Below are 12,011 nucleotides of genomic sequence, written 5' to 3'. Positions count from 1 at the left end.
TAGAAGATGGAGTTTAAAAGTAAATATATCGTGCCTGTGGGAGCAGATGGGATCCATGTGCTCAATACAGGGGACTGGAGGACACAGCGCCCGGTACTCGACCAGGAGACATGTATTGCATGCGGCACGTGCCTTCTGTACTGCCCGGTGAATTCTATAAGAAAGACGGACGGAACATTTACGATCTGTTATGACTACTGTAAGGGATGTGGAATATGTGCCCATGAGTGTCCGAAAAATGCGATCACGATGATACCGGAGGAGGGAAAATAAATGCAGAGATTAGATGTTTTAAACGGCAATATGGCCGCGGCCGTCGGGGCGGCCCTTGCAAAACCAGACGTCATCGCGGCTTATCCGATCACACCGCAGACGCCGGTCGTAGAGTATCTCACACAGTTTGCGGCGGACGGAAAGATCGACGCGGCCATGAGCGAAGTGGAGTCTGAACTGTCGGCCATGAGCGTGGTGACCGGAGCTTCCCTGGCCGGTTCGAGAACGTTTACGGCGACGGCATCCCAGGGACTGTCCCTGATGTATGAACCTTACTTCAGGGCGTCGACGCTCAGGCTGCCGATCGTGATGGCCATCGTCAACCGTGAGATGATATCGCCCCAGAGTGTGTGGGGCGGGCAGCAGGATTCCATGAGCGTCAGAGACGCAGGATGGCTTCAGATCTATGCGGAAGACAACCAGGAGATACTGGACCTTGTAGTGCAGGCATTTAAGATCGCTGAGGATAAGCGGGTTCTGCTTCCGATCAATATCTGTTATGACGGATTTTACCTGTCACACATGACAGAGAGGGTGATGGTACCTGAGCAGGAGAAGGTGGATGCCTTTCTTGGAACTTACCGTCCGGAACACATTATACTTGATCCGGAGCGCCCTATGGCAGTGGACCCGCTTACAAACGGCGCGCTTTTGATGGAATATAGGTACAAACATTTGAAGGCTCAGCAGGCCGCTTTGGAGGTCATCGACGAGGTGGACAAAGAATTTGGAGAACTGTTTGGCCGCTCCTACGGAGGCGCAGTCGAAGAGTACCGGATGGAAGATGCGGAGTATGCCATCATAACGACCGGTTCCATGTCCGGCGCGGCAAAAGATATGGTGGATGCAAAGCGGGAAGAAGGAGTGAAGGCAGGCCTCATCCGTATGCGCATGATCCGCCCGTTCCCGAAGGAGAGAATAAGAAAAGCGCTGTCAGGCGTGAAAGCCTTCGGCGTGGTAGATAAAAATGTGTCCTTTGGCTGTGACACAGGAATCGTGTACCAGGAAGTAAAAGCTGCCATGTACGGCGGAAACACCGTACCGTCTGTGCCGGTGATCGGAGGTCTCGGCGGGGAGGATATCTCGCTTCAGATGATGGGAGACGTCATCGATGCGGTAGTTTGCACCGCGAAAGAACAGAAAGACAGTGAGACAGTATGGCTTATGGTAGAAGAGGGGCAGGTGTAAAGAGAATGAATATTGTAGATAAATTAGCGTCAAAAGAAGATATGGTCTCTCCGGGCATTTCAGCCTGCGTCGGATGTAATGTAGAACTGACGCTGCGCACGTGTATGAAAGTGCTCGGCCCGAACACGATCTATGCAGTTCCGCCGGGATGCATGGGAGGCGTGGGTGTCGTGGGCTGGGATACAGAATCCGGCTCCAAGATACCGGTTTTTTTCCCGCTGCTTGACAATGTGGCATCCATGCTGGCAGGGATCAAGATGCATTATGAAAAGCAGGGCAGAGAGGTAAATGTGGTGGCTTTCGCAGGAGACGGGGCATCCACAGATGCCGGAATGCAGTGTCTGTCCGGCGCCGCGGAGCGCGGGGACAAATTGATCTATATCTGTTATGACAACGAAGGATATATGAACACAGGATACCAGCGAAGCAGCGCTACGACGAAATATTCGTGGACAACGACGACTCCTGTGAGCACGGAAGGAAGAGGCGGCAAGAAGCAGCACAAGAAAGACTTCCCCATGGTCATGGCCATGCACGATATCCCTTATATGGCAACCTGTTCCCCGGCGTACATACCGGATATGGTGCGAAAGTTGGAGAAGGCGATGGAAGCGTCCAAAACAGGGCTGGCTTATCTCCACGTATACAATCCGTGTCTGACCGGATGGGGGATCAGGCCGGATACGAGCATCGAAGTGTCGAGACTTGCCGTGGAAAGCAATTTCTTCCCACTCTATGAGGTGGAGAACGGAGCGTTCACGATCAATAAGACATTCAAGGAGCCAAAGCCGGTAAAAGAATATCTGAGCCGCATGAAGAAGTTCAAACATCTGAATGAGGAAGAGGCCGCGGAGATCCAGGAACTGGTCGACCGCAAGTGGAACAGACTCACAAAGCTTGCCAGCCTTTAACGGGAGAAGGAGGAATACATGGTACATAATTTAGACGCATTATTCGATCCTGAGAATATCGCGGTGGTCGGCGCCAGCAATAATCCTTTGAAGGCAGGATATACGGTGATCTACAACCTGAATCAGATCGGATATCCAAAAGAGGTGTTTCCCGTTACGATGTCCGCCGATGAGATCCTCGGCCGGAAATGTTACAAGAAGCTCTCGGAGATAGAAGAGACGGTGGAGCTGGTCGTGCTCGGGACACCGGCGAAAATGATATATGACATTATGGACGACCTTGCCGTGCGCATGGAAAAGAGACGTGATGTCAAGGTGATCGTGTGCATTGCAGCAGATTATGGCGAGACGAAGACAGAGGAAGGGATCCGCAGGCAGGACTGCCTCATTCAGACAGCAGAGAAGTACGGGATACGGGTGGTGGGACCGAACTGCATCGGGATCATCGACAATATCAACCGCGTGGATACGACCTTCGTGGAGACACTCATACCGAAAGAGATGAGAGGACAAAAAGGCGGGATCAGCTTTATCTCCCAGAGCGGGGCCATGGCGGCATCCATCCTGATGATGGGTGCATCCGGTCCGGCGCCGATCTCCATGAACAAGTTTATCTCCATCGGAAATATGGCGGACGTGGACTGCATCGACCTGCTGGAGTATTTTGAACAGGATGCGGACACAAAGGTCATCGGCATGTATCTGGAAGGCTACCCGGACGGCAGGAAACTGATCGACACACTGGCGAGGATCGCGCGGAAGAAGCCGGTCGTTATTCTGAAAGTCGGGCGCAGCAGTATCGGGGCTGAGGCGGCCAATTCACACACCGGTTCACTCGCGGGAGCAGATTCCGTATATGATGCGGCGTTCCGTCAGTTTGGGATCATCAGAGTGTACACGATCGAGGATATGATGGATACGCTGCAGGCGTTTGACGCCATGAAGATACCGGCCGGCCGGAACTGTTTTCTGCTTACGCAGGCCGGCGGCCCTGGCATCTACTGTACAGACGCATTTGTGGACGAGAAGATCCTTAAGTTTCCACTCGTGTCAGAGGAGACAAAGCGCAGGCTCGCGGACGTTCTGCCGCCGATGGCAAATATCTGTTCTCCGGAAGGGTATGCGGATATCACGGCGGCGGCCACAGTATCACACCACGTGGAGAGCCTCAGAGCAGTCATGGATGACGATGCGGTGGACAGCGTGATCTTCGTCACCGTCGTACCTACATTCCTGCCCCGCCGGGAACTGGCAGAAGCTTTGCTCCGCCTGCTCGTGGAGGAAGGCTACGGGAAGAAAAAACCTGTCTGTATCTGTATCATGGCAGGAAACTATGTGTGGGAGTGCAGGCAGATCCTGGAACAGGGCGGGATACACACGTTTGACACCCCGGCCCACTGCGTGAAGGCCATGAGCCATATGACGGCCTACGGCCAATTCTTAAAAGGTCAGGAGGAAGAGGCGGATGAGTAGATTTTTAAATGAACTGGATGCAAAGAACCTTCTTTCTGAATACGGCGTGCCTATGGCAAAGAGTATGGTGGCCGGGACGAAGGAAGAGGCGGTCCGGGCGGCAGAGGAACTGGAATTTCCCGTTGTCATGAAGATACTGTCCGCGGATATCCAGCACAAGACCGAGGCGGGCTGCGTATGTCTCGGCGTGGAAAAAGAAGAGGTAGAAGAAACATATGAGAAGATCCTGGAGAATGCCAGATCCTACAAGGCCGATGCGGCGGTCGACGGCGTGCTCATACAGGAGATGGCCGCGCAGGGGCTGGAGGTCATCGTCGGGATGAAGAAAGACCCGCAGTTCGGGCCAGTGCTCATGACGGGAAGCGGCGGGATCTATGTGGAAGTATTTCAGGACATCGCGCTCCGCCTGCTTCCGGTGGACCGAAAAGAAGCAGTGAGAATGATAAAGGAGACAAAGCTGTATCAGATAATCAGAGGGGCCAGGAGGACGGAATATGACCTGGATGCCCTCGTGGACAGTCTCCTGAAGGTATCGGAACTCGCAGTAGATCAGCCATCTATCGAGGAGATCGACATTAATCCTTTGTTTTTGTACGAGAAAGGCAAAGGAGCGAAAGGGGTAGATGCTCTGATCAAGATTACCGAGGAGAAATAAGCCTATGAAAGAAAAAGTGAAATCGATAAAAGAAAGAAAGTTTCCCCATATATTTGCCATCCTGTTTCTGATGATGGTCATAGCGCTCATCGCTACGTGGATCGTACCGTCAGGGACATATGAGCGGGCTGTGCTCGAGGACGGTACGTCGCAGGTGGTGGTGACGGATTCGTTCCAGTATACGGACAAAGATTACCTGAATCCGTTTTTCCTGCTCAAGGCAGTGACACAGGGGCTGACGGGGGCGTCGCTCGTTGCTTTCACGATATTGATAATCGGCGCGTGCTGGCAGGTCATCAATGCGACAGGAGCGATTGCGGTAGGGATCAACTCCATCGCAAAGAAGCTGAAGGGAAAGGAGATGCTCATCTTTCCGATATTGATGTTTGTGTTTGCGCTTATCGCTGCCATTATCGGGGGCGCTGAGCTGATGCTTGTATATCTGCCGGCGGTCATGCCGCTTATGCTTGCTCTCGGATTTGACTCTATGACGGCGACCGGTATGGTGGTTGTATCCGCCTTCTCCGCTTTTTCCGTGTCAGTGACGAATCCGTTTACGGTCGGCATCGGGGATGAGATCACAGGACTTCCGCTGTATTCCGGCGCGTGGTTCCGGATCATTCTTCAGGTCGTGTTCTATGCCGCAGGTGTCCTGTATGTCCTGCATTACTCCAGGAAGGTGAGAAAGGACCCGAAGAGCAGCCTTGTATATGAAGAGAGCGCCGCGCTGGCAAAACGGTACGAGAATCAGACCGGTGAGACCGAGGCTACGGGCCGGCATAAGCTGATCGGCCTTGCGCTCGTTATCATCCTGGCGGTCATGGTGTACGGAATCATCTCCAGAGGATGGTATATGGAGGAGATCAACGGTCTGTTCATCATTGCGGCTATCGTTGCAGCGGTCATAGGAAGGCTTAAGGTTGAAGATGTCTGTACGAATATGATAGACGGCGCCAAGGGCGTGATCGCCGCGGCGATCGTATGCGGCCTTTCAAGAGGCATCATGGTCATTCTGGACGCGGGAAGCATTATTGATGTTATCATCCATGCGCTGTCTCAGGCAGTTGGAATTCTTCCTCCGTCACTGGCGGTGATCGGGATATTTATCATACAGATGTTGTTTAACTTCCTTGTCAACTCAGGTTCCGGACAGTTCCTGATCACTATGCCCATACTGGCTCCGCTCGGAGCGCTGGTCGGCATCAACAGCCAGACGATGATACTGGCATCCCAGATGGGGGATGGTTTTACGAATCTGCTGTTTCCGACGTCGGGGGTACTGATGGCATGTCTGGCCTTTGCAAAGATCCCATACCAGAAATGGGTGAAATTTATCTGGAAGTACATGTTGATAGTAACGGTTCTTGGCAGCGTCAGTCTGGTGATAGCCCAGATGCTCGACTACGGGCCGTTCTAAGAAAGACGGTGGTGTAAATGTATATAATCAGAAATTGTTTTCTCATAGACGGTCTGGCAGACGAAGGCGTGGACCACGCCATGGTGGCGGTGGATGAGGGCCGGGTCTGCTATGCGGGCAGGGAGACGGCGGAAGCTCTTGAGATGTACCGCGGCTGGGAGATGGAAGATGCCGGCGGCCGGACCGTGATGCCCGGTATGATCGACGCGCATGTACATCTCTGTATGAACGGAGAACCGGACAATTTCCGCAATATGATCATGGAAAATGCGGGGCTTGCCGTCATTCACGGTGTAAAAAGAGCACAGGAAGATCTGAAGGCCGGATTTACGACGATCCGCTGCTGCGGTGAAAAAGGCGAGATCGATATGGATATCCGGCAGGCCGTGCAGGAAGGCACGATCGCAGGCCCCCGTATTCTGGCGAGCGGGAAGGCGCTTACGATCACCGGAGGACACGGGGATATGTTCTCACATAGTGCAATGGAAGCGGACTGGATAGCGGAAGTCTGTGACGGAGAGGATGAAGTGAGAAAGTGCGCGCGAAAGCGGATCAAGCGCAGGGCGGACAACATCAAGCTGATGGCCACCGGAGGGGGGATGTCTCCGGGGCCGGCTACAGTCGCCCAGCTGAATATCGCTGAGATGGCGGCGGCAGTACAGGAAGCCGTTAAGAACGGGATCTGTACAGCCGCGCACTGTATCGGCGAGGAGGGCTGCTTTAATGCCGTGGAAGCCGGTGTCCGCACGATCGAACACGGAACATTTCTAAACGAAGAGACGATCCGCAGGATGAGTGAAAAAGGGACATTTCTCATGAGTACGCTGTGCGCTTTCAGAACGATCAAATACGGAGCGACAGCCGGCGTGCCGGAAGAACATCTTAAAAAGGTGGAAATGTTCGCGCAGCATCACTACGTGAACCTGCATAAGGCGTTGGAGGCGGGGGTAAAAGTCGGAGTCGGCACGGATACGGGCACTCCGTTCAATTATCACGGGGAGAATGCCTATGAACTGGAATGTCTGACAGACAACGGGATGACACCGATGGAAGCCATCAAAGCCGCCACATCTGTAAATGCAGAAGCGCTGCTTCAGGAGGATATCGGCAGCCTGGAGCCGGGAAAGACCGCAGATATGCTCCTTGTCGACGGAAACCCTCTCCTGGATATCACGATCCTCCAGGACAAGGAACGCATACGGAAGGTATACAGGGACGGTTCGGCCGTAGTGGACAGGGATAAAGGAATAATGCCTGCATTTTAAGATGAGGGGGCAGGAAAAGGGGCAATATGAAAAAAACAGGTATTCTGCCGTATGCGGCAGGTGTTGTGATGGCAGTATTCTTCGGGCTGTCCTTTCTGGTGACACAGCAGGGGCTGGCGGAGATACCCCCTATGGTCCTGATGAGCTTCAGGTTTGCGCTGGCAGCGGTTTTTATGACAATTCTGAGGGCATTCGGCGTCATACATATCAGTTATAAAAATAAGCCGGTGATGGGTGTGATCGCCCTGTCGGTGTTTTATCCCGGGATCTCGTTTTTCTTTGAGACGATCAGCCTGCAGTATGTCTCGTCTTCCCAGGCAGGGATCCTTGTATCGATCATGCCGATATTCGTGACATTGTTCGGCATTGTGATACTGAAAGAAAAGCCGATGCGGATACAGGTGTTTTTTATCATCCTGTCAGTGACGGGGGTGCTGGTCACGGTCGTATTTGCCAGGAGCAGCGGGAACGAGGGTACGTTTTTCGGAATACTGCTGATGCTCGTGTCGGTGCTCGGAGGTTCTGTCAACAACGTACTCTCGCGGAAATATTCCAAATATTTTTCATCCGTTGAGATAACGTACACGATGATATGCCTGGGGGCTGTTATATTTACCTGTATCTCATTCATCCAGGGTATCTTCGAGCGGGATGTCTGGAGGGCATATCTCATTCCGTTTGGCTCTGCAAAAATGATGTTTGTGGTTGTGGAGCTCAGTATCGGTACATCGGCCGTGGCATTTTTCTGTATGAACTATATGCTTTCAAAGCTGAAAGCGGTCAATGCGGCAGTATTTATCAATCTTGCCACCGTCATATCCATTGCGGCCGGCGTACTCATTGTGAAAGAACATTTATACTGGTACCAGATCGTGGGGGGATGTTTGATAATACTGAGCGTGTGGGGGACTAATTATTTTGAAAACCGTGTGAAAAATTTAAAGGAAAAGGAGGGTGCATAATTTATGGAAGAAAATAAAGAAAAACGTTTGGAATTCAGAGGAGGTAGCTTTTTTGCCGTACTTCCGCTCATATTGTTCGTAGTTGTCTGTATCATGCTCTTTGTGGTCTTTAAGGTGTTTGAGATGGAAGGCCTCTGTATGGGCGGTATACTCGTGCTGATCGTCGGAAGTCTGTTCTCAAAGGACTGGAGCCGTTACTGGCGCGCTGTTGTCAAGGGAATGACATCTGAGATGATGAACACACTTGCCCTGATTCTGCTCGTGGTAGGAATCTTCGCCAAAATGATGTCAAGGGGCGGCGTTGCCCAGGGGTTTGTATGGCTCGGAGATTCCATGGGACTGCACGGCGGCATGTTCGTCGTATTCGCGTTTATCGCCACAAGTATCATATCCATGTCGACCGGAACATCCATCGGTACACTGTTCTCAGGATTTCCGATCCTCTACCCGTCAGGAATCCTGCTCGGAGCACATCCGCTGTATCTGGCAGGCGCAATCCTGTCCGGAGCCATATTCGGCGACAATGTTGCGCCTATATCTGACACAACGATCGCATCCGCCGCGTCACAGAGTTATAAGAACAAAAAAGGTACTGCGGATATCGGAGGTGTTGTAGCTACACGTATGAAGTATGCTCTTATTGCCATGGTGATCGCATGCGGCCTCTTCCTCGTGCTCGGCAACGCGGGCGCGGGCGACCCGGCCGGCAAAGAGATACTGGAAGCCTACAAAGACCCGAAGGGGCTTATCATGCTCATTCCGGTTGCGGTACTCCTCACGGTAGCTATCATTAAGCGGGATATCTTTATCGCAGTCACATGGGGGATCATATCCGGTACGGTCATCGGACTTGTGGCGGGGATCCTTACGCCGGCTGATATCGTCTCTGTGGAAGACGGAGCGCTCGCCGGGTTTGCCATAGACGGTATCAAGAACATGCTCGGAACGGTGGGCTATCTGTATGCAGTGGCGGGTATTATCGGGGTGCTCAATGAGAGCGGAATGATGCAGAAGATGATAGATGCGCTGCTAAAGAGCAAGCTGAACAAGTCGATCATCGGTTCTGAATTCATCATCGGCTTCGGTATCATCCTTACTTCTATCTGCCTTGGTTCTGCCAATGGACCGGCCATCATCATGTATGGTCCGATCGCTGACAAGATAGGGCAGGAGAGCGGGCTTCACCCATACCGGCGGTCCAACCTGCTGGACGGATTTGCCAGCACGCTGTCGGTCATCATCCCGTTCACCAGTTCGTTTATCTTTATTGTGATCAGCTGTATCACCGGACTGATGGAGGAATATTCTTTTATACAGGCCATAAATCCGATCGCCCTGGCGGGCGCTACCTTCCACTGTATCGCGCTGTTCGGAGTGTTTGTATTCTCCGTGCTGACCGGATGGGGAAGGGAATACGAAGGCCCGGACGGAGAACGGATCAAAGCCAAAAAAGCATAGTATCGTACGATAAAAAGGGAAGCATTAAGCTTCCCTTTTTGGTTGACGCGGTTTTGTACAGAGGGTATAATAATTTTAATTGCGTAGAGAGGTGCTCATTTAAATGGATAATGAAAATAAAAACAACCAGGAAGACGGTCAGGAAAAAAGTCAGGAAAAAGGGAAGCGTTCTGACTATTATGCAAAACAGCCCCGGTTCGGGGGCAAGGGTCCGTCGAAGATCCGCCAGCAGTTCAACAGGGGAATGACGGCTTTTCTTGTAGTGGCGGCAAGTATTTTGTTTTACTTTGCGCTGCTGCGGCTGACGAATCTGTCGGAAGGATTTACGAAGATTTTTGATGTGCTAAAGCCTGTCATTTACGGCTGTGTGTTTGCGTATCTGATGAATCCCATTGTGAAGCAGGTAGACAACTACCTTAGACCGGTCCTTGAAAAGAAGATAAAAAAACACGACGGCGCGCGAAAGCTTTCGAGAGCATGCGGGATATTTCTGTCCATCATTATTCTCTTTGTATTGATCATTACGCTGTGCAATCTGCTCATACCGGAATTATATTCCAGTATACGTAATCTTGTATTCACACTGCCGGGCCAGCTCAATGAGCTCGTTGACAAGCTTAACAATGTAAAGCTTGAGGACTCTACGACAGGGGCGCTCATCAAGACCGCAGTGGAGGAAGGGACAGACATGCTGCAGACATGGCTGAGAACGGACCTTCTGACGAGGGCGAATGACATCATGTCCAATCTGACGGTAGGGGTCATCAGTATCATCAGTGAGATCATCAATGCGCTCATCGGTATTATCATATCTATCTATATACTGTTCAGCAAGGAGACCTTCTCCCGGCAGAGCAAGAAAACCGTCTATGCGCTCATGAAACCGGAACACGGCAATATGCTGCTGCACCTGGCGACAAAGAGCAATGAGATATTCGGCGGCTTTATTATAGGAAAGATCATTGATTCACTGATCATCGGAGTGTTGTGTTTTATGGGCCTTTCCATTCTCAACATGCCTTACACGGTGCTTGTCAGCGTGATCATCGGCGTCACGAACGTGATCCCGTTTTTTGGCCCTTATATCGGCGCGATACCGAGCGCTGTGCTCATATTGCTGTCAGACCCGGTAAAAGGGATATACTTTATTCTCTTTGTACTGCTGCTGCAGCAGTTTGACGGAAATATACTCGGTCCGAAGATTCTGGGTGATTCCACAGGTCTGTCGGCTTTCTGGGTGATCGTGGCGATCCTTCTCGGAGGAGGCCTGTTCGGATTTGTCGGTATGATCATGGGAGTCCCTACATTTGCGGTTATCTACTACATCGTACAGATGATATTGAACAACAAGCTTGAGCGGAAAAAGCTGCCGGCGGACTCAAAATACTATGACATGCTGAGCTATGTGGACAATCAGGGAAAATATATCCATTCCGAAGAGTACAAGACAGAGAAAAAGGAAAGTGAGGGAAAATAAAGATGCCTATCAGAGTACAGAATGATCTTCCGGTCAAAGAGATATTAGAGCGCGAGAATATATTTGTGATGGATGAGTTCCGGGCGACACATCAGGATATCCGCCCCATCAGGATCGGACTGCTGAATCTGATGCCGCTTAAGGAGGAGACGGAACTTCAGATACTCCGGTCGCTGTCCAACACACCGCTGCAGGTTGACGTGATATTTGTCAATGTCTCGAGCCATGAGTCGAAGAATACGCCGACAAGCCATCTGAACAAGTTTTACCAGACTTTCGGGGAGATAAAAGAGCAGAAGTTCGACGGTTTTATCATCACCGGGGCGCCGGTGGAACAGATGCCGTTTGAAGAAGTGGACTATTGGGAGGAATTAAAGGAGATCATGGACTGGACGACAACACATGTCACTTCCACGCTTCATCTGTGCTGGGGAGCCCAGGCGGGGCTGTACCATCATTACGGCATCGACAAGGTGCCTCTTGAGCACAAGCGCTTCGGCGTGTTCCGCCACAGAGTGATGAACCGGAAGATACCGCTCGTGCGGGGGTTTGATGATGTATTTTATGCGCCTCATTCCAGGCATACGGACGTACCGGCGGAGAAGATACACGCGGATGAGAGGCTGACAATGCTCGCGGAATCTGAGGAAGCCGGGGCGTTTCTGGTGATGGCGCAGGCCGGCCGCCAGATCTTTGTGATGGGACATCCGGAATATGACAGGATCACGCTGGACGGAGAATATAAGCGGGACGTCGGAAAAGGGCTGGAGATAGAATGTCCTGTAAACTATTATCCGGACGACGATCCGGAGAACAGGCCGCTGCTCACGTGGAGAGCGCATGCCAACAATCTTTATACGAACTGGCTCAATTATTACGTGTATCAGGTGACCCCTTACGATCTGGACGGGACACCGTTTTAAATCTTTGAT

Annotated in this window: 11 protein-coding genes; all 11 read left to right on the top strand. The window is 51.7% G+C overall.

Annotated features, from left to right (window positions below; translation table 11 throughout):
* Positions 1-6: 6 nt before the first annotated feature.
* The 11 genes from LAJLEIBI_RS09905 to metA all read left to right on the top strand — a co-directional run bounded on the left by LAJLEIBI_RS09905 (position 7) and on the right by metA (position 12,002).
* Positions 7-273, top strand: coding sequence for a 4Fe-4S binding protein (locus LAJLEIBI_RS09905; protein ID WP_006441689.1), 267 nt, complete (start codon positions 7-9; stop codon positions 271-273).
* The gene (locus LAJLEIBI_RS09900) at positions 274-1,461 is read left to right on the top strand and encodes a transketolase C-terminal domain-containing protein (protein WP_006441688.1); all 1,188 of its coding nucleotides are present in this window, start codon (positions 274-276) and stop codon (positions 1,459-1,461) included.
* Positions 1,431-2,372: a thiamine pyrophosphate-dependent enzyme gene (locus LAJLEIBI_RS09895; RefSeq protein WP_243132944.1), complete on the top strand. Its 942-nt coding sequence runs from the start codon at positions 1,431-1,433 to the stop codon at positions 2,370-2,372. Before LAJLEIBI_RS09900 ends, LAJLEIBI_RS09895 begins: the two co-directional genes overlap by 31 nt.
* An 18-nt stretch (positions 2,373-2,390) precedes the next feature.
* A complete protein-coding gene (locus LAJLEIBI_RS09890; RefSeq protein ID WP_006441686.1) occupies positions 2,391-3,845 on the top strand; it encodes an acetate--CoA ligase family protein in 1,455 nt (484 codons plus the stop codon).
* Positions 3,838-4,500: an acetate--CoA ligase family protein gene (locus LAJLEIBI_RS09885; RefSeq protein WP_006441685.1), complete on the top strand. Its 663-nt coding sequence runs from the start codon at positions 3,838-3,840 to the stop codon at positions 4,498-4,500. The genes LAJLEIBI_RS09890 and LAJLEIBI_RS09885 overlap by 8 nt, the downstream gene beginning before the upstream one ends.
* A 4-nt stretch (positions 4,501-4,504) precedes the next feature.
* Entirely contained in the window at positions 4,505-5,917 is a 1,413-nt protein-coding gene (locus tag LAJLEIBI_RS09880; protein ID WP_006441684.1) for a YfcC family protein, read from the top strand.
* Positions 5,918-5,934: 17 nt separating this feature from the next.
* Positions 5,935-7,182 carry a metal-dependent hydrolase family protein gene (locus LAJLEIBI_RS09875; RefSeq protein WP_006441683.1) on the top strand — a complete coding sequence of 416 codons (1,248 nt, stop codon included), beginning with the start codon at positions 5,935-5,937 and terminating at the stop codon, positions 7,180-7,182.
* 26 nt (positions 7,183-7,208) lie between these two features.
* A complete protein-coding gene (locus tag LAJLEIBI_RS09870; RefSeq protein ID WP_006441682.1) occupies positions 7,209-8,144 on the top strand; it encodes a DMT family transporter in 936 nt (311 codons plus the stop codon).
* A gap of 3 nt (positions 8,145-8,147) precedes the next feature.
* The gene (locus LAJLEIBI_RS09865) at positions 8,148-9,602 is read left to right on the top strand and encodes a Na+/H+ antiporter NhaC family protein (protein WP_006441681.1); all 1,455 of its coding nucleotides are present in this window, start codon (positions 8,148-8,150) and stop codon (positions 9,600-9,602) included.
* A gap of 103 nt (positions 9,603-9,705) precedes the next feature.
* The gene (locus tag LAJLEIBI_RS09860) at positions 9,706-11,079 is read left to right on the top strand and encodes an AI-2E family transporter (protein ID WP_006441680.1); all 1,374 of its coding nucleotides are present in this window, start codon (positions 9,706-9,708) and stop codon (positions 11,077-11,079) included.
* Between the two features lie 2 nt (positions 11,080-11,081).
* Complete coding sequence (metA, locus tag LAJLEIBI_RS09855; protein ID WP_006441679.1) at positions 11,082-12,002, top strand: homoserine O-acetyltransferase MetA; 921 nt, start codon at positions 11,082-11,084, stop codon at positions 12,000-12,002.
* Positions 12,003-12,011 lie beyond the last annotated feature (9 nt).

The organism is [Clostridium] hylemonae DSM 15053, from assembly GCF_008281175.1.
Lineage (GTDB): Bacteria > Bacillota > Clostridia > Lachnospirales > Lachnospiraceae > Extibacter > Extibacter hylemonae.
The sequence above is the reverse complement of the archived record's forward strand: the minus strand, read 5'-3'. Positions and strand labels throughout refer to the sequence as shown.

Coding starts and splice junctions, on each gene's coding strand:
- LAJLEIBI_RS09895 (WP_243132944.1), top strand. CDS start 1,431: ATGGCTTATGGTAGAAGAGGGGCAGGTGTAAAGAGAATGAATATTGTA.
- LAJLEIBI_RS09905 (WP_006441689.1), top strand. CDS start 7: ATGGAGTTTAAAAGTAAATATATCGTGCCTGTGGGAGCAGATGGGATC.
- LAJLEIBI_RS09885 (WP_006441685.1), top strand. CDS start 3,838: ATGAGTAGATTTTTAAATGAACTGGATGCAAAGAACCTTCTTTCTGAA.
- LAJLEIBI_RS09880 (WP_006441684.1), top strand. CDS start 4,505: ATGAAAGAAAAAGTGAAATCGATAAAAGAAAGAAAGTTTCCCCATATA.
- LAJLEIBI_RS09875 (WP_006441683.1), top strand. CDS start 5,935: ATGTATATAATCAGAAATTGTTTTCTCATAGACGGTCTGGCAGACGAA.
- LAJLEIBI_RS09870 (WP_006441682.1), top strand. CDS start 7,209: ATGAAAAAAACAGGTATTCTGCCGTATGCGGCAGGTGTTGTGATGGCA.
- metA (WP_006441679.1), top strand. CDS start 11,082: ATGCCTATCAGAGTACAGAATGATCTTCCGGTCAAAGAGATATTAGAG.
- LAJLEIBI_RS09900 (WP_006441688.1), top strand. CDS start 274: ATGCAGAGATTAGATGTTTTAAACGGCAATATGGCCGCGGCCGTCGGG.
- LAJLEIBI_RS09890 (WP_006441686.1), top strand. CDS start 2,391: ATGGTACATAATTTAGACGCATTATTCGATCCTGAGAATATCGCGGTG.
- LAJLEIBI_RS09860 (WP_006441680.1), top strand. CDS start 9,706: ATGGATAATGAAAATAAAAACAACCAGGAAGACGGTCAGGAAAAAAGT.
- LAJLEIBI_RS09865 (WP_006441681.1), top strand. CDS start 8,148: ATGGAAGAAAATAAAGAAAAACGTTTGGAATTCAGAGGAGGTAGCTTT.